Raw genomic sequence first — 17,268 nt, forward strand, 5'->3', positions numbered from 1 at the left:
GTGAAGTCGATCCGCGCCGCGAGGGCCGCGCTCGTCGTCCGGAGCACCGAGGCGTAGGCGCCGTCGGCGGGGAGACGCAGGTCGACGTCGGCGTGCTTGGCGGTCGACGGGACGGTGACCTCGGACATGGGCTTCCTCGGGGAGCAGGCGTGGACGAACGGGATGGGCGATGCTGTGCGACGGCCGATCACGTGGAGGTGGTCGACGCCCCGGGCGGCACGGCGTCCCACCCGAGACGATGCGACAGGGCCGGTGTCGGGACTACTCCCCAGACACCGGCCCTGGCAAACGCGAGACGGAGACGCTCAGGCCTTCTTGGTCTCCCAGAAGATGTCCGCGATCTCGTCGATCTTGGCCAGCAGCTGGTCGGCGACCTCGGCGTCCATCGTGCCCTTGGTGCCGGTCGCGCCGGCGAGCTTGGTCGCCTCGTTCACCAGCGTGTGCAGCTGGGGGTACTTCTCGAAGTGCGGAGGCTTGAAGTAGTCGGTCCACAGCACCCAGAGGTGGTGCTTGACCAGCTCGGAGCGCTGCTCCTTGATCAGCACCGCGCGGGTGCGGAAGTCGGGGTCGTCGCTGTCGTTGACCTTGGCGATGACGGCCTTGATCGACTCGGCCTCGATCCGGGCCTGGGCCGGGTCGTAGACGCCGCACGGCAGGTCGCAGTGGGCCGAGGCCTCGACGGTGGGGGCGAAGAGTCGCGCGAACATGGCGTTTCCTCTCGGAGGGCCCGGGGCGATGTGCCTCAGGCGGCGGTCGGCATGAGAAGTGCAGGATCCGGACGCAGCGCCCGTTCCCTGAAGCGTGGAACTCTGGGGACACTACTCCTCATGCCGGACGACGCGACCACCCCTCCGCCCGTCGGAGCGACGGCCGGGCGAGCCCGGTTCGGCATGGCCATCGTGCGTGGCGGGTCGATGGTGCCGACGTTGGCTGCGGGGGACCGTCTCCTGGTCGGCTACCGCCGTAGGCCCCGACCCGACGACCTGGTGCTGGCCCGCTTCCCCGACGGCCTCATCGTCGTCAAGCGCGCGGCGGAGCGACGCGGCGGTGGCTGGTGGCTCACCAGCGACCAGCCCTCGATCGGGGTGGACTCCCGACACCGGGGCGTCATCGCCGACGACGCCGTGCTCGGCGTCGTGCTGGCCAGGCTCTGGCCACGTCCTCGCCTGCGCTGGTGATGTCGACGGGCTCTGCGCCGGGTCCCGGGGCGTGATGGTGCTCCGGCGCTCTCCCGCTCGAGCGGTGCATGCCCGCGAGACCGATGCCGGCGGCCGCGAGCCGTATGGGAGGATGAACGATCGTGACCGCTGCTGACTCACGACCCCATCCCCATGCCGGCGACCCCGTGTTCGACCTGCATGTCGGAGGCAAGATGCAGACCGTCTCGACGGTCGCGCTCGAGGGTCCTGACGATCTCTCGCTCGCCTACACGCCCGGAGTCGCCCTGGTGTGCGAGGCGATCGCAGCCGACCCGGAGATGACGCAGCACTACACCTGGGTGCCCAACACGGTCGCCGTGGTCACCGATGGCACCGCGGTGCTCGGCCTGGGCGATATCGGTCCCGCCGCCGCCATGCCGGTGATGGAGGGCAAGGCGGTGCTCTTCAAGCAGTTCGGCGGGGTCGACGCCGTCCCGATCTGCCTGGACACCACCGACACCGAGGAGATCATCGAGACCGTCGTGCGGCTCGCGCCGAGTTTCGGCGGTATCAACCTCGAGGACATCTCGGCCCCGCGATGCTTCGAGATCGAGGATCGGCTCAAGGAGCGCCTCGAGATCCCGGTCTTCCACGACGACCAGCACGGCACCGCCGTGGTCGCGCTCGCCGCGCTGGTGAACGCGCTCAAGCTCACCGGGCGTCGGCCCGAGGACACCCGCGTCGTGATCTCGGGCGCGGGCGCCGCAGGTATCGCGGTGGCCAAGATCCTGCTCGGCGGCGGCATTCGTGACCTCGCGGTCACCGACCGCAAGGGTGTGCTCCACTCCTCGCGCGACGACCTGACCCCGGCCAAGCGCGCGCTCGCGGAGATGACCGCCGACGTCACCGGCCGTCAGGGTTCGCTCGCGGACGTGCTCGACGGCGCCGACGCCTACCTCGGGCTCTCCGGCGGCACGGTGCCCGAGGAGGACGTCGCGCGGATGGCGCCCGACGCGATCATCTTCGGCATGGCGAATCCCACGCCGGAGGTGCACCCCGACATCGCCCGCAGGTACGCGCGCGTGGTGGCCACGGGGCGCTCGGACTTTCCGAACCAGATCAACAACGTGCTCGCGTTCCCCGGCATCTTCCGGGGTGCCTTCGACGTCCGCGCGACCGCGATCACCGAGGGCATGAAGCTCGCGGCGGCCAACGCGCTGGCTGAGCTCGTCGGCGACGAGCTGAGCGAGGACTTCATCATCCCCTCGCCCTTCGACCCCCGTGTGGGACCGGCGGTCGCCACCGCCGTCGCCGCTGCGGCGCGCGCCGACGGCGTCGCTCGGCTCTGATCCGACCCGGCACTGCGGTCTTCGGCCTGCTCGGCTACTGACCGCCGGCGTTGGGATCACGCCACGCGCGCTCGAACGGCAGTCGCCAGGCTCGCGGAGCGATGAGCTGGTGGATGGCGTTGGGCCCCCATGAGCCGGGCTGATAGCTGCGCACCGGCGGTGTCGCCCGCAGCATCTGCTCCGACTTCGCCCACAGCGTCTCGACGCCCTCGGCCGAGGTGAAGAGCGTGCGATCACCGCGGATCGCATCGTGGATCAGCCGTTCGTAGGCCTCCAGGACGGCGTAGCGCCCGCTGGTGTCGACGGTCGCGAACTGCATCGACAGCTTCTCCAGCTTCATCCCCGGCCCGGGCCGCTTGCCATAGAACGACAGCGAGATCCGCGAGTGGTCCGCCAGGTCGAACGTGAGGTGGTCCGGGCCCGCCGTCCCCGCGTTGGAGCCGTCCGGGAACATCGTCAGCGGCGGCTCCTTGAAGGCGATCGAGATGATCCGGGCGCCCTCGGCCAGTTTCTTGCCCGTGCGGAGGTAGAACGGCACGCCGGCCCAGCGCCAGTTGTCGATCTCCACCTTCAACGCGATGAACGTCTCGGTGTCGGAGTCGTCGGCGACCTGGTCGGCGTCGCGGTAGCCCGCGTACTGCCCGCGCACGACCTGTGTCGGGTCGAGCGGGCGCATGGACCGGAACACCTTCAGCTTCTCCTCGCCGATCGGTCCCGGCTCGAGCGAGGTCGGCGGTTCCATCGCCATGAACGCGAGCACCTGCATCAGGTGTGTCACGACCATGTCGCGGAAGGCTCCGGTGCCCTCGTAGAACGCGATCCGGTTCTCCAGCCCGAGCGTCTCCGGCACGTCGATCTGCACGTGGTCGATGAAGTTGCGGTTCCAGATCGGCTCGAAGAGGCCGTTGGCGAAACGGAACGCGAGGATGTTCTGCGCCGCTTCCTTGCCGAGGAAATGGTCGATGCGGAAGACCTGGTCCTCGTCGAACACCGCGTGTACCTCGGCGTTGAGGGCCTGGGCGGAGGCGAGGTCGGTGCCGAACGGCTTCTCCATGATCACCCGGGATCGATCGACGAGGCCGGCCTCGCCCAGTTCGCGGATGACGTCGCGTGCGGCGCGCGGCGGCACGCTCAGGTAGTGCAGACGGCGGACGTCGGCGGGGTCGCCGAGCTCCGCCTCGCATTCGCCGACCAGGCGGGCCAACGCCTGCGCGCCGTGCGACGTCGGGATGTAGCGCAGTCGGCTGCCGAACTCGCGCCACCGGTCGTCGGTGATGTCACCCTCGCCGAACTCCTCGCAGGCCGCCCGTGCCAGCCGTTCGAACGCGTCGCGGTCGATCTCCTCGAGCGAGGTGCCGATCACCCGCACATCGGGCATCAGCTTGGCCTCGAAGAGATGGAGCAGGCCTGGCAGGAGCTTGCGTTGGGCCAGGTCTCCGGTCGCGCCGAACAGCACGACGACGTTGGGGTGATCCATACCCCGACGGTAGTGCGGCCGGCACACCGGTAGGTGACAGCCAGGTGTCGGTCGCCGACGTCGGGGTCGCGAACCGTCAGTAGGGTCGAGGGCATGTTCGCCGTGTACGCCGAGTCCTTCTCCTCCGACAGCCCGCTCGACGGCCTGGTGATCGGCGAACAGCCCGATCCCGTGGTGCCGGAGGGGTGGACGACGGTCACCGTCAAGGCTGCCTCGCTGAACCACCACGACGTGTGGTCGCTCCGCGGTGTCGGCCTCAAGCAGGAGCAGCTCCCGATGATCCTGGGCTGCGATGCGGCCGGCGTCGACGCCGACGGCAACGAGGTCGTCGTCCATGCCGTGATCAGCGACCCGGGTTGGCGTGGCGACGAGACCTTCGACCCTCGTCGCTCGCTGCTCTCCGAGCGTCACCCGGGCACGTTCGCGGCGACCGTCGCGGTGCCGCGCTCCAACGTCGTCCCCAAGCCGGCGTCGATGTCGTGGGAGGAGGCGGCCTGCCTGCCGACCGCATGGCTGACCGCCTACCGGATGCTTTTCACCCGCGGCCAGCTCAAGGCCGGCGACACGGTGCTCGTGCAGGGGGCGGGCGGCGGCGTCGCGACGGCCTGCATCATCCTTGCCCGCGCGGCGGGCCTGCGCGTGCTGGCCACCAGCCGCGACGAGGCCAAGCGCGCCCGCGCGATCGAGATCGGCGCGCACGAGGTGTTCGAGTCCGGCGCCCGGCTGCCGGTCAAGGTCGATGCGGTGATGGAGACCGTCGGGCGCGCGACCTGGTCCCACTCGATCCGTGCACTGCGACCGGGCGGCTCGATCGTGACCTCCGGTACGACGTCCGGCCCGAAGCTGGACGACGCCGAGCTGACCCGGATCTTCTTCCTCCAGCTCAACGTCATCGGCTCGACGATGGGGACGCGTGACGAGCTCGCCGCGCTCGTCACGATGCTGGATGCGACCGGCACCCGCCCCCTGATCGACCGCGTGCTGCCGATGGAGCAGGCCGTCGAGGGCTTCGCTGCCATGGCCGAGGGCGACGTCTTCGGCAAGATCGTCTTCACCCGCTGACGTGCGCCACCTGGTCACCGGTGCAGGATCGGGCATCGGCGCAGCCCTCGCCGATGCGCTGCACGCGCGCGGGGACGATCTGGTGCTGCTCGCGCGATCGCCGGAGCGTGCCGAGGACCTCGCCGCGCACTACCCGGGAGCGCAGGTCATCGTCGCGGATCTCGCCGCTCCCGGCTCGGTCGGCCCCGTCGAGCTTCCCGGTCGGCTCGACTCGGTGGTCCATGCCGCTGGTGTGGTGGCTCTCGGCGAGGTGGCCGGCCTCGAGGAGGAAGCGCTGCGCACCCAGCTCGAGGTGAACCTGGTCGCACCGATCCTGCTCACCCGAGCTGCCCTGCCCGCGCTGCGTGCCGCGCGCGGGACCGTCGTCTTCGTCAACTCGACGGCGGGGCTCACCGCGAGCGCCGCGTGGGCGGCCTACGCCTCCTCCAAGGCGGGGCTCCGCGCCGTCGCCGATGCTCTACGTGCCGAGGAGGCTCAGCGTGGAGTGCGGGTGACGACGGTGTTCCCCAGCCGCACGGCGACGCCGATGCAGGCGCAGGTCCACGCCGAGGAGGGCCGCGACTACGACCCCGCCGACTGGATGAGCGCGGCGTCGGTCGCGGCGAGCATCGTGCATGTGCTCGATCTGCCTATCGACGTGGTTGCGCCCGAGATCGTGCTGCGCTCCAACGCTCGTTGACAGGTGGATCCGCACTGAGCCTAGATCCACCGGTTCTCGCCGGCTGCGCGACACCATCCGGGCGCGTTGGCGGCGTCGCCCACGCTCGTCGGTGCCACCAGACCGCCGTCGCGCGGGCGCCCTGCCACCACACCCGCCTGGTGCCGCTCGCCACGCCGACAATCGGCGGACCCAGGCTCAGGTGAGCGGCGGGCGCCGATCGGCCCACGGACGGGCCTTCTCGAGCTGTGCCGCCAGGCGCAGGAGCAGACCGTCCTCGCCGAGTCGGCCCACGAACTGAGAGCCGATCGGCAGGCCGTCCTCGGTCCAGTGAAGCGGCACGCTCATCGCCGGCCGACCGGTCAGGTTCGCCAGTTGGGTGTAGGGCACCCAGCCGAGATTGTCCTTCACCAGCTGGTCGACGATGGGCGTGTGCCGCAGCAGGCCGCCGGCCCGCGCTGTGAGCAGCCCACGCTGCGCCAGCCGCATCGGCAGCGGCTGCTCGAAGGCGCCGATCCGCGGGGGAGGGGTGGCAGTGGTCGGGGTCAGCAGCAGGTCGTACTCGGTGTGGAACTCCGCGAGACGCCGCACCGCGACCTGGCGGTTCGCCACGGCCTCGAGGAAGTCGACGGGGCTCGTCGCTCGGCCGATCGCCGCCATCAGCAACGTATCGTCCTCGAAGTCGCTGTCGGTGGCCGACGTCGCTCGCTTCGCATCGGCGACCGAGTGGGCGCAGTGCGCGAACCACGTGGTGAGGAAGTCCTTGGCGAGTGCGGCGTCGTCGAACGGCGCGCTGTCGAGTTCGACGACGTCGTGGCCGAGGTCGCGCAGGAGGTCGGCGGTGCTCTGCGCCGCCGCCAGAGCCTCGGGATGCGGATCGGGGTTGATCGTGCTCGCGGTGCAGACACCGATGCGCAGGCGAGGAATCTCCGCGCCGACCTCCGCCGCGTAGTCGGAGCCGACCGCGGGCAGGAACGGGGAGTCCGGAGCAGCGCCCGCGAGCACGTCGAGCATGGCCGCTGTGTCGCGGACCGAGCGCGAGATCACGCCGTCGGTCGCGGTGCCACCGAGCGCCTCGCCGAAGTGCGGACCGGAGGGGATCAGCCCGCGGCTCGGCTTGAGGCCGAACAGTCCGCAGGCCGAGGCGGGGATCCGGATCGAACCGCCGCCGTCGCTCGCGCCGGCCACCGGGACGATTCCCGCGGCCACCGCAGCAGCCGACCCACCCGAGGATCCGCCCGGGGTGTGGTCGAGGTTCCACGGGTTGCGCGCCGGCCCGTAGAGCGCGGGCTCGGTGATGCCCTTCGCGCCGAACTCCGGCGTGTTGGTCTTGCCGAACACGACGAGGCCGGCGTCGAGCCAACGCTGGACGACGTGGGAGTTCTCGGTCGCCCGCAGCTGCGACAAGGACCGAGATCCGCCGCTGGTCGGGTAGCCGGCCAGGTCCTGGTGCAGGTCCTTCAGCAGGAACGGCACGCCCTCGAACGGCCCTCCGGGAACAGCCTCGTCGCGATCGACATCGACGACGATGGCGTTGATCTGGTCGTTGACCTCGGCGGCGCGAGCTCGCGCTGCGGCCAGCACCTCGCGCGGGCTGACGTCGCCGTCGCGGATGAGCTCGGCCAGCGCCACGGCGTCGTGGTCTTGATAGTTCTCCACGCTGCGCAGCGTAGCCACGCCGGCCGCGCCGAGGGGGCACCTCGTGGTCCGGCGGTGTCAGTCCGTGCTCGAGCGCCAGCGCAGGGCACCGATGAGGACCATCCTGAGCTGGGTGCGCGCGGTCTGGGCCACCCGCGCCTCGGCCTCAGGTCTGCCCGCTGCGAGCAGGATCTGCTCGGCGGTCGCCACCATGGCTGTGACGATCAGGTTGGAGAGCACGCGCAGGTCCTCGCTCGACCACACGTCGGTACCCGGGAAGCGGGCGAGGTCGGCAGCGAGCTCGCGCTCGCAGAGCTCGATCTCGTGGCGGATGCTGTGCCGCACCGCCGGCGGGCCGGCCGTGCGCTCGCGGGCGATGAACGCGAAGTGGTCGTGCTCTTCCTTCACGTGGCGTGAGAGCACGTCGACCGAACTGTCGACGATGTCGGCGAAGGCAGGGTCGCTGCGACGTACGTCGCGCAGCATCGCGCGCAGTGAGACGAACGACTCGTCGACGAGGGCGAGGCCGAGGGACTCCAAGGAGTCGAAGTGCCGGTAGAAGGCCGTGGGCACGATGCCGACCTCTTTGGCCACCTGGCGAAGCGAGAGGGCCACCAGGCTGCTGCCTTCGCACAGGCGCAGAGCGGCGTCGAGGATGGCGCGCCGAGTGCGCTCCTTCTGCTCGATTCGCGTCACGGTCACCGCAGCAGTCTAGAGAAACTCATCGGGTAAACGGCTGTACACCGTGGTGAGGCTCACGCACGGTGGTGGTTGACGGTCCAGGGAGAGAGTCTCCATGCTTTGAGTGTACGAACGTTCACTCATTTGGAGGACGCATGAGCACGATGACCCCGGTCGCCCTGGCAGGCGTGGTCGGCCGCGGCGTGCTGCGCTCGCGCGTGGTCGCAGCGTTGACCTCGCCGCACGGTGTGGACCGCTACCTCGAACTGATCAATCCGATGTGGGCTGCCGACGAGGTCCGGGCACGCGTCATCGGTGTGCGTCGCGAGACCGATGGCGATGCTCCCGTGGCGACTCTCACGCTCCAGCCGACGTCGACCTGGCGCGGTCACCGCGCGGGCCAGTACGTCCAGGTGGGCGTGGACCTCCCGGGCTCGGCCAAGCGGCTGACGCGTTGCTTCACGATCTCCTCGGCCGCCTCGATGCCCGGGGAGACGATCACCCTCACCGTGCGGGCGCACGACGAGGGGCAGGTCTCCAAGTTCCTGGTGCGAGAGGCGCGCGAGGGCCAGATCCTGCACCTGAGTCAGGCGCAGGGTGAGTTCACGCTCGACGAGAGTCCCGCGACTCCGACGAACAACCACCTCGTGTTCATCACCGGGGGGTCGGGCATCACGCCGGCGATGTCGATGGTCCGCACGCTGCTGCGCGACGGCTACGACGGCACTGCGGGTCGACGCGTGACCTTCCTGCACTTCGCCCGCTCCGTCGAGGACCAGATCTTCGCCGCCGAGCTCGCCGAGGTCGCCGAGCAGGACAACGGCGTGGCGGTGCACCTGCGTTACGGCGACCACGTGTTCTCCGAGTTCGAGCTGCGCCGCCTGGTGCCGGACTTCCGCGACGTCGACACCTGGGCGTGCGGTCCGGCCGGTCTCATGGAGTTGATCCACCAGGCCTACGGCGAGAGCCCGCGTCTGCGCACCGAGTTCTTCAAGCCCCCGCGCACCAGTGCCGGCTCGGCCGAGGGCGACGTCGACTTCAGCGTCTCGGGCGTCGAGGCAGCCAACACCGGCGAGACGCTCCTGGAGCAGGCCGAGGCACTCGGCCTGAAGCCCGAGTTCGGATGCCGGATGGGCATCTGCTTCTCCTGTACCGCCCGCAAGACAGACGGCACGGTGCGCAACGTGCTGACGGGCGTGGAGTCCTCCTTGCCCGACGAGGACATCCAGATCTGCGTCACCGCGCCGCTCGGCGACTGCTCGGTCGACCTCTGACCTGCACGCCACCTGACATTCCGCACACGACCGCCGACCGACGAGAGGACAGCGATCATGACCGCCGCACCGACCTACCCCGAAGCCCTGCTGGAGAGCGTGGATCTCGATGAGACCCGCCGACTGACCGCCGAGGAGCTGGAGCAGTTCGGCGCCGAGATGGACGCCATCCGCCAGCGCATCCTGGCCGACCTCGGCGAGGCCGACGCGACCTACATCCGCAACGTACTGAAGACCCAGCGCGGGTTCGAGGTGGCCGGGCGCCTCCTGTTCTACCTGCCGCCGGCATGGCCGCTGGCCGTCGCGTCGCTGAGCATCTCCAAGATCCTGGAGAACATGGAGATCGGCCACAACGTGATGCACGGCCAGTACGACTGGATGGGCGACCCCGGCCTCAACTCGCGCATGTACGACTGGGACAACGTCTGCCCGGGTGAGCAGTGGAAGTACAGCCACAACTACATCCACCACACGTTCACCAACATCGTGGGCAAGGACCGCGACATCGGCTACGGCATCCTCCGCATGGACGAGGACCAGAAGTGGCACCCGTACTACCTGGGGAACCCGCTCTATGCGTTCCTGCTCATGGTGTTCTTCGAGTGGGGCGTGGCGATGCACGACCTCGAGGTCGAGAACATCGTGCAGGGCAAGCGGAAGCTGGAGGAGAACAAGTCGCTCCACGCCGGCATCATGCGCAAGGTCAAGCGACAGGCGCTCAAGGACTACGTGCTCTTCCCCGCGCTCACCGGCCCGCTCTTCCCGCTCACCTTCGCCGGCAACGTGGTCGCGAACCTGGTACGCAACGTCTGGGCGTTCAACATCATCTTCTGCGGCCACTTCCCGGCCGGTGTCGCCACCTTCTCCGAGGAGGAGTGCGAGAACGAGACCCGGGGCCACTGGTACTACCGGCAGCTCCTCGGCTCGGCCAACATCGACGGGGGCCGGCTGATGCACCTGATGAGCGGCAACCTGTCCCACCAGATCGAGCACCACCTCTTCCCCGATCTGCCGGCGCGCCGCTACCCGGAGATCGCGGGCGAGGTTCGTGAGATCTGCCAGCGCTACGGCCTGCAGTACAACACCGGCCCGCTGCACAAGCAGCTGCTGAGCGTCGGCAAGAAGATCTGCCGGATGGCGCTCCCGCCGCGTGGCGGCGCCTGAGACACTGACGGCATGGGTGACGAACTGACACCGCAGGGCCCCGATCGGCTCTCCAAGTCCGAGATCGGCAAGGACGTCGTGCAGTCCACTGCTGAGGCTGCGGCGACGACGGTCGGCGAGGTCGCGACCATCATCACCGGTGCGGTGAAGGACGTCGCGACCGCCATCGGCGGCTTCGCCACCGAGGTGTTCGAGATCCGTGAGTCGGCGCGCAAGGCCAGCCAGGAGCACGACGACCCGTTCGGTGCTTGAGGAGCGAGCCCAGCGAGCGTCTCGAGACCCGGTGAGCCGAAGGTCGCTCTCGGGCGCTGACCGGTGGTCGAGGAGGTCGCTCTGCGACTGTCACGAGACCCGGTGGGTGCAATGACCGCACCGAGCCCCGTGAAGCGCTCAGTGGAAGCGGAGCCGGAAGTCGGTCTGACGGAAGGACGCCAGCTGGCGCGCCTCGCGCATGAAGGCGAGCGGTCCGTCAGGGGCGAACTCCCAGCGGGCGCGGGCGGGCAGTGCCTTGGCGTTGCCCGACATCACCGCCCTCTTCTCGCCGCCTCCTTCGGGTAGTTCGGGCTGCCACACGTCGCCCTTGAAGGGGATGCGCGGCGCGACGCGCGAGACGTCGGTGAATCGCGCGGAGGCGATCGGCGCGCGATCGAGGCTGGCCGACCACGACGAGGTGGTGACCGGGCCCCGGCGCACCGATTCGTAGTCGAAGTCGCACAGCCACTTCGGGATCGCCCACAGCTCGCGTCCGCCGGCCACCGACGCGGGGCTGTCGACCCAGATGTCGGTGATGGTCACGGCCTTGTCATGGCCCTCGTCGGCGCGGGTGGCACGCGCCACCAGCAACTCCCCGTACGTGAGAGGGCTGCCTTCCTCGTAGGAGACGAACGCCGCACCGTAGATGCCGGCGGGGCGGGTCGCGTCCACGTCACGCTTGAGCTTGAACACCGTGAGCCAGAGGGAGCCGACCATGTCCCACGGGGTTGCCGGGTAGGCGACTCTCTCGTAGGGCAGATCCACGCTTTCAGTCATGACCGTGACAATAGGGTGACGTCGTGATCGTGGTGAACCGGTTCCGTGTTCCGGCCAGCGAAGGCACCTCGTTCCGTCAGGACCTCCAGCGCGCGCACGCGTCGCTGGCGGAGCGCCCCGGATATCTCGGCGGCGAGGTGGGCCGCAACCTCGACGATCCCGAGCTCTGGGTGCTCACCACCCGGTGGGAGCACGTCGGCGCCTACCGTCGCGCGCTCTCCTCCTACGACGTGAAACTCCACGCGGTCCCGACGCTCGGACGCGCCGTGGAGGAGCCGAGTGCCTACGAGGCCGTCGAACCGGGGGCCGTGCTCAATATCGAGTCGCCGCGCTCGTTAGGCTGAGGAACGCCCGACAGCCAGTCGCGCGTCCATCTCGCACAGGAGCAGAACACGTGGCCAAGCCGCCCCCGTCCACCGTCGACACCGTCGTCTCCCTCGCCAAGCGTCGGGGATTCGTCTACCCCTGCGGCGAGATCTACGGCGGCACCCGCTCGGCGTGGGACTACGGCCCGCTCGGGGTGGAACTGAAGGAGAACATCAAGCGGCAGTGGTGGCGCTCGGTCGTGCAGTCGCGCGACGACGTGGTCGGCCTCGACTCCAGCGTCATCCTGCCCCGGCAGACCTGGGAGGCGAGTGGGCACGTCGCGACGTTCACCGATCCGCTCACCGAGTGCCAGTCGTGCCACAAGCGCTTCCGCGCCGACCACCTGCAGGAGTCGGCCGCGGAGAAGCAGGGCGTCGACGACCCCGACAGCATCGACCTGGCCACCCTCGCGTGCCCCAACTGCGGGACGCGAGGCGCCTGGACCGAGCCGCGTCAGTTCTCGGGCCTGCTCAAGACCCACCTGGGTGTCATCGAGGACGAGTCGGGCCTGCACTACCTGCGTCCCGAGACCGCCCAGGGCATCTTCTTGAACTTCGCCAACGTGGTGACGAGCCAGCGGATGAAGCCCCCCTTCGGCATCGCCCAGATCGGCAAGAGCTTCCGCAACGAGATCACGCCCGGCAACTTCATCTTCCGCACCCGTGAGTTCGAGCAGATGGAGATGGAGTTCTTCGTCAAGCCGGGCGAGGACGAGGAGTGGCACCAGTACTGGATCGACACCCGCACCCAGTGGTACGTCGACCTCGGGATCGACCCCGACAACCTGCGCCACTACGAGCACGCGCAGGAGAAGCTCAGCCACTACTCCAAGCGCACCGTCGACATCGAGTACCGCTTCCGCTTCGCCGGCTCGGAGTGGGGTGAGCTCGAGGGCATCGCCAACCGCACGGACTTCGACCTCTCCACTCACGCCCAGCACTCGGGCAAGGACCTCAGCTACTTCGACCAGGCCAACAACGAGCGTTACGTGCCCTACGTCATCGAGCCCGCGGCGGGCCTCTCGCGCAGCCTGATGACGTTCCTGGTCGACGCCTACACCGAGGACGAGGCTCCCGACACCAAGGGCGGCACCCGCACCCGGACGGTGCTGCGCCTGGACAAGCGGCTCGCCCCGGTCAAGGTCGCGGTGCTGCCGCTGAGCCGCAATGCCGACCTCTCGCCCAAGGCGCGCGACCTCGCGGCCGAGCTGCGACGCACCTGGACCGTCGACTTCGACGACGCCGGCTCGATCGGCAAGCGCTACAGCCGGCAGGACGAGATCGGGACGCCCTACTGCGTCACGGTCGACTTCGACACGCTCGAGGACGGCGCGGTCACGGTGCGTGAGCGCGACACGATGGAGCAGTCGCGGGTCAGCCTCGAGGGCATCTCCACCTACTTCGCCGAGCGCCTGCTCGGCTGCTGAGGTGGAGGCGGGCGTGCGACTGCGTATCGGTGGTGCGCTCGCCGTGCTCGCGCTCGCAGGCTGCGGGGGCGGGTCGGGTGCGCCCGAGACGCCGTCGCCGTCGGACTCACCGAGCCCATCGGCGACCGCCAGCCCGGCGGCATCATCGGGAGCGTTGCAGAGCGAGCCCTACCTCGAGGTGCCTGACGGCGTCACGTTGGCGCCGCCCGGCACCGAGCGACGTCTCAAGGAGGCCGCGGTCGCGGCGTGGATGCCGCGGCAGGACCTCGTCGGCGTGCTCGAGGTCGACGTCCGTCGCCTGGAGCGCACCACCGTCGCTCGTTCCCTGACCGACTACTCCCTCGACGTCGGGGCGCGCGACGTCGTGCCGTACTTCGTGCACCTGCTCGTGCGCAACCGAGGCGCCACCGATCTCGGCAACCGCCAGGTGCCCCTCTACGCGGTGACCGACGCGCAGGAACTGGTCGGCCCGACCGGCATCGAGCAGGACTTCGCCGAGTGCCCGGGGTCGCTGTTGCCGGCGGTCTTCGCCCCGGGTGACCTCGCCCGCTCGTGCCTGATCTTCCTGATGCCGGCCGGCCGTTCCTTGAGCGCCGTCATGTTCCGGCCGCCCGAGGGCATCGTGCCGATCACGTGGACCGGTCCGGTCACCAACCTCGCGCAGAAGGATCGAGGTGGGCGACGCGCCGAGATCCCTGCGGACGAGCCGACCGCCGAGGCGCCGGACGACCCGGGTTCGTCTCCCGAGGTGTCCCCAAGGCCCTGATCTCGGCGGGATCGCGCGATGATGGGGGAGTGACGACGACTGCCGCTCCCGGGTTGCGCCTGGGCGACCTCGAGGTGGCGACGCCCGTGGTGCTCGCGCCGATGGCGGGCATCACGAACGCGGCCTATCGGCGACTGTGCGCCGAGCAGGGTGCCGGCCTGTACGTCTGCGAGATGATCACCTCGCGCGGCTTGGTCGAGCGCGACGCCATGACCCTGTCGATGCTGGCGTTCGACGACATCGAGACGGTCCGCTCGGTACAGCTCTACGGCACCGACCCCGAGTACGTCGGTCGTGCCGCGGAGATCCTCTGCGCCGAGTACGGCGTCGCGCACATCGATCTGAACTTCGGCTGCCCGGTTCCGAAGGTGACGCGCAAGGGCGGCGGCGGGGCCCTGCCGTGGAAGCGCACCCTGCTGGCCCGGATCCTCGAGCGAGCGGTGGCCGCCGCTTCGGCCTACGACGTCCCGGTCACCATCAAGACCCGCAAGGGTCTCGACGATCACCACCTGACCTATCTGGACGCCGGTCGGATCGCGCAGGAGGCCGGCTGTGCCGCGATCGCCCTCCATGGTCGTACCGTCGCCCAGGCCTACTCGGGGGTCGCCGACTGGGACGCGATCGGCGAACTGGTCGAACACGTCGACATCCCGGTGCTCGGCAACGGTGACATCTGGGAGGCGGCGGACGCCCTCAGGATGGTCGAGCAGACCGGTGCCGCGGGCGTCGTCGTCGGGCGCGGGTGCCTCGGCCGCCCCTGGCTGTTCCGCGATCTCGCGGCGGCGTTCGCCGGCGAGCGGGTCGCGACCCTCCCCACGCTCGGGGAGGTCGCCGCGATGATGCGACGTCATGCGGAGCTCTTGTGCCACCACATGGGGGAGGAGCGCGGCTGCAAGGAGTTCCGCAAGCACGTCACCTGGTACCTCAAGGGTTTCAGGGCGGGCGGTGAACTGCGTCGATCGCTCGGCCTCGTCGACTCCTTGGCTGCCCTGGACGACCTGCTGGCGGTGCTCGACCCGACCGAGCCGTTCCCCGTCACCGAGCTGGGGTCCCCGCGCGGGCGTCAGGGCTCGCCCCGCGAGCGGGTCGTCCTGCCGGAGGGCTGGCTCGACGACACCGATGGCACCGGGCTGGTGCTCGCCGAGGACGCGGGGGAGACCAGCGGGGGGTGACCAGCAGGGGTGACCGGGATCATGCGCCGGGAATCTGACGATGATTCAGATTTCTCCCAGCACCTGTGCTTGACTCCTTGACCGTGCCCGTCGGGTGACCGGCGGGCACTGTCCTGTCAGCAACAGCAAAGGATCAGCGCTGTGGCAGATCACCGCCACAAGCGGGACACCGATGCCCGCCGTCCGTTCCGGATGACCGCCGTCGCGGCCCCCCTTGCGGTCGTCGCGACCGCTTCCGCGGTCACGTGGGGGATCGTCGACTCCGACCCCGCCTCGACCGCCCAGATCACCTCGGCCGACGCGCCCGTGCGCGCCGATGCGGCCGCTGCTGCGGCCGACGCCGTCGGCACCGACGTCCGCGCGACGGCGTCGCGCAGTGGCGCGCGCCGCGACTCGGCCGAGCCGCTCAGCCAGGTCGATCGCCTGCTGCGTCCGAAGGCCAAGCGCCGCGCCATCGCGCAGGCCAAGCCCCAGCAGTGGACGACCGAGAACCTGAACCTGTGGACCGAGCCCGGCAAGCGGGCACGCAAGACGGGCGAGATCGAGGCCGGTTCCGTCGTCCGCCCGACGGGTCGCGAGCTCTACGGCCGCCAGGAGGTCGTCTGGGGCAAGAAGCAGACCCGGTGGGTCAGCGTCGGCTACCTGTCGAAGGAGAAGCCGTTCGCCCTCGGCGGCGACTGCACCAACGGCACGTCGGTCCCCTCCGGCGTCAGCCCGAACGTCGCCAAGGTCCACGCGGCCGTCTGCGCCGCGTTCCCGGAGATCACCACCTACGGCACCTTCCGCAGCGACGGTGAGCACAGCCAGGGGCTCGCCGTCGACATCATGGTGAGCGGCGACCGTGGCTGGGAGGTCGCGGAGTTCGTCCGCAAGTACTACGCCGAGCTCGGTGTCTCCTACGTGATCTACGCCCAGAACATCTGGTCGGTCGAGCGCTCCGGCGAGGGGTGGCGGGGCATGAGCAATCGCGGCTCGTCGACGGCCAACCACTTCGACCACGTGCACGTCACGACGTTCTGACCCCGTCCCCGACGCACTCCTAGCGCGCGGCCTCGTAGTCCGCGGTCTGCGGTCGCCAACCCGGCGGTCCGAAGACGTAGCCCAGTTTGTCGCGCACGGTCGGTGCGGCGCGGACGTCGCGCGCGATGGCGGCGTACTCGTGGGTCTGCAGGCGCCAGATGTTGTAGGTGCCGACCGGCGTCGTCAGTCCATAGGTCGGTCGGTGCTCCTCGGCCTGGAAGGTGCCGAAGAGCCGGTCCCAGATCACCAGGATCCCCGCGTAGTTGCGGTCGAGGTAGAGGGGGTCGCTGCCATGGTGCACCCGGTGGTGCGAGGGGGTGTTGAACACGAACTCGTACGGCGCCCAGAGTTTGCCGATCCGCTCGGTGTGCACGAAGAACTGGTAGACGAGGTTCACCGAGAACCCGAAGAAGACCAGCGCCGGTGGCACGCCGAGCAGCGGGAGCGGCAGCCACACGACGAGCTCGGCCGAGTTGTTCCACTTCTGGCGCAGCGCGGTGGCGAAGTTGAAGTACTCGCTGGAGTGGTGCGCCTGGTGGGTCGCCCACAACAGTCGGACCCGGTGGGAGATCCGGTGCGACCAGTAGAAGAGCACGTCGACGGCGACGATGGCGATCGCCCACGTCCACCAAGCGTCGGACGGCAGCTGCCAGGGCGCCACGTAGGCGAAGAGCGCGGCGTAGACCACCAGCCCGAGCGCCTTCCACGCCGTCAGGGTGGCGATGGAGACCACTCCCATGGTCAGGCTGGCCGTCGCGTCACGTCGCTCCATCCCGCCCCGAAGCGGCAGGGCGCGGCCGTCGGCTGCGCGCCGTTCGGCCGCTGGGCGTTCATCACCTAGCAGCGCCGCCGCCACCGCCTCGAGGGTCACGAACACCGCGAAGAAGGGGACGGCGAGCGCCACCGGGTCGCGCAGCGGCGGGGGGACGGCGTCCCAGAGGTCGGCGAGCATGTCCGGATGGTAGGTGAGCACGGTCGCGCCGTCTCGCGGTTGGGCTGGTGCCGATCGGCGGGTCGCACCGTCACGGGCGTCGGTAGAGTCGCCGC

Annotated in this window: 18 protein-coding genes; 12 read left to right on the forward strand and 6 right to left on the reverse strand. The window is 69.8% G+C overall.

Features of this window, described 5'->3' with window-relative positions; all coding sequences use genetic code 11:
- Positions 1-305: 305 nt before the first annotated feature.
- Positions 306-707, reverse strand: coding sequence for a superoxide dismutase, Ni (gene sodN, locus KSO97_RS11840; RefSeq protein WP_232679112.1), 402 nt, complete (start codon positions 705-707; stop codon positions 306-308).
- Between the two features lie 120 nt (positions 708-827).
- On the opposite strand from sodN, the gene KSO97_RS11845 reads away from it, so the two are divergent.
- Positions 828-1,178 (forward strand): S24 family peptidase, encoded by a 351-nt coding sequence (locus tag KSO97_RS11845; RefSeq protein ID WP_232679113.1) that lies wholly within the window; start codon positions 828-830, stop codon positions 1,176-1,178.
- Between the two features lie 194 nt (positions 1,179-1,372).
- Positions 1,373-2,488, forward strand: coding sequence for an NADP-dependent malic enzyme (locus KSO97_RS11850; protein WP_232679352.1), 1,116 nt, complete (start codon positions 1,373-1,375; stop codon positions 2,486-2,488).
- A 34-nt stretch (positions 2,489-2,522) separates the two neighbouring features.
- Here the strand turns inward: KSO97_RS11850 and zwf are convergent, their stop codons facing one another.
- On the reverse strand, positions 2,523-3,965 hold the full coding sequence (gene zwf / locus KSO97_RS11855; RefSeq protein WP_232679115.1) for a glucose-6-phosphate dehydrogenase: 1,443 nt from the start codon (positions 3,963-3,965) through the stop codon (positions 2,523-2,525).
- Positions 3,966-4,058: 93 nt separating this feature from the next.
- Between zwf and KSO97_RS11860 the strand changes: the two genes are divergently transcribed.
- On the forward strand, positions 4,059-5,027 hold the full coding sequence (locus tag KSO97_RS11860) for a zinc-binding dehydrogenase (protein WP_232679117.1): 969 nt from the start codon (positions 4,059-4,061) through the stop codon (positions 5,025-5,027).
- A gap of 1 nt (position 5,028) precedes the next feature.
- Entirely contained in the window at positions 5,029-5,706 is a 678-nt protein-coding gene (locus KSO97_RS11865; protein ID WP_232679119.1) for an SDR family oxidoreductase, read from the forward strand.
- Positions 5,707-5,883: 177 nt separating this feature from the next.
- Here the strand turns inward: KSO97_RS11865 and KSO97_RS11870 are convergent, their stop codons facing one another.
- A complete protein-coding gene (locus KSO97_RS11870) occupies positions 5,884-7,344 on the reverse strand; it encodes an amidase (protein ID WP_232679121.1) in 1,461 nt (486 codons plus the stop codon).
- Between the two features lie 57 nt (positions 7,345-7,401).
- Positions 7,402-8,025 (reverse strand): TetR family transcriptional regulator, encoded by a 624-nt coding sequence (locus KSO97_RS11875; protein WP_232679123.1) that lies wholly within the window; start codon positions 8,023-8,025, stop codon positions 7,402-7,404.
- Positions 8,026-8,159: 134 nt separating this feature from the next.
- On the opposite strand from KSO97_RS11875, the gene KSO97_RS11880 reads away from it, so the two are divergent.
- The 3 genes from KSO97_RS11880 to KSO97_RS11890 are packed head-to-tail and all read left to right on the forward strand — an operon-like array spanning position 8,160 to position 10,694.
- Entirely contained in the window at positions 8,160-9,278 is a 1,119-nt protein-coding gene (locus KSO97_RS11880; protein ID WP_232679125.1) for a ferredoxin reductase, read from the forward strand.
- A gap of 57 nt (positions 9,279-9,335) precedes the next feature.
- Positions 9,336-10,442, forward strand: coding sequence for an acyl-CoA desaturase (locus KSO97_RS11885; RefSeq protein WP_232679127.1), 1,107 nt, complete (start codon positions 9,336-9,338; stop codon positions 10,440-10,442).
- 12 nt (positions 10,443-10,454) lie between these two features.
- Positions 10,455-10,694, forward strand: coding sequence for a hypothetical protein (locus KSO97_RS11890; RefSeq protein ID WP_232679128.1), 240 nt, complete (start codon positions 10,455-10,457; stop codon positions 10,692-10,694).
- Positions 10,695-10,832: 138 nt separating this feature from the next.
- Here KSO97_RS11890 and KSO97_RS11895 read toward each other — a convergent pair whose 3' ends face one another.
- Positions 10,833-11,471 (reverse strand): acetoacetate decarboxylase family protein, encoded by a 639-nt coding sequence (locus KSO97_RS11895; protein ID WP_232679129.1) that lies wholly within the window; start codon positions 11,469-11,471, stop codon positions 10,833-10,835.
- A gap of 23 nt (positions 11,472-11,494) precedes the next feature.
- Between KSO97_RS11895 and KSO97_RS11900 the strand changes: the two genes are divergently transcribed.
- The 5 genes from KSO97_RS11900 to KSO97_RS11920 all read left to right on the forward strand — a co-directional run bounded on the left by KSO97_RS11900 (position 11,495) and on the right by KSO97_RS11920 (position 16,221).
- On the forward strand, positions 11,495-11,815 hold the full coding sequence (locus KSO97_RS11900) for an antibiotic biosynthesis monooxygenase family protein (RefSeq protein ID WP_232679131.1): 321 nt from the start codon (positions 11,495-11,497) through the stop codon (positions 11,813-11,815).
- A gap of 50 nt (positions 11,816-11,865) precedes the next feature.
- On the forward strand, positions 11,866-13,263 hold the full coding sequence (locus tag KSO97_RS11905; RefSeq protein WP_232679132.1) for a glycine--tRNA ligase: 1,398 nt from the start codon (positions 11,866-11,868) through the stop codon (positions 13,261-13,263).
- 13 nt (positions 13,264-13,276) lie between these two features.
- Positions 13,277-14,029, forward strand: a complete 753-nt coding sequence (locus tag KSO97_RS11910) for a hypothetical protein (RefSeq protein WP_232679134.1) — start codon at positions 13,277-13,279, stop codon at positions 14,027-14,029.
- Positions 14,030-14,058: 29 nt separating this feature from the next.
- Positions 14,059-15,201 carry a tRNA dihydrouridine synthase DusB gene (dusB, locus tag KSO97_RS11915; RefSeq protein ID WP_308188296.1) on the forward strand — a complete coding sequence of 381 codons (1,143 nt, stop codon included), beginning with the start codon at positions 14,059-14,061 and terminating at the stop codon, positions 15,199-15,201.
- Between the two features lie 141 nt (positions 15,202-15,342).
- Positions 15,343-16,221 (forward strand): mucin-2 protein, encoded by an 879-nt coding sequence (locus KSO97_RS11920; protein WP_232679135.1) that lies wholly within the window; start codon positions 15,343-15,345, stop codon positions 16,219-16,221.
- Positions 16,222-16,240: 19 nt separating this feature from the next.
- Here the strand turns inward: KSO97_RS11920 and KSO97_RS11925 are convergent, their stop codons facing one another.
- A complete protein-coding gene (locus KSO97_RS11925) occupies positions 16,241-17,173 on the reverse strand; it encodes a sterol desaturase family protein (RefSeq protein ID WP_232679136.1) in 933 nt (310 codons plus the stop codon).
- Between the last annotated feature and the right edge of the window lie 95 nt (positions 17,174-17,268).

This window comes from Nocardioides sp. R-C-SC26 (genome assembly GCF_021246465.1).
Taxonomy (GTDB): Bacteria; Actinomycetota; Actinomycetes; order Propionibacteriales; family Nocardioidaceae; genus Nocardioides.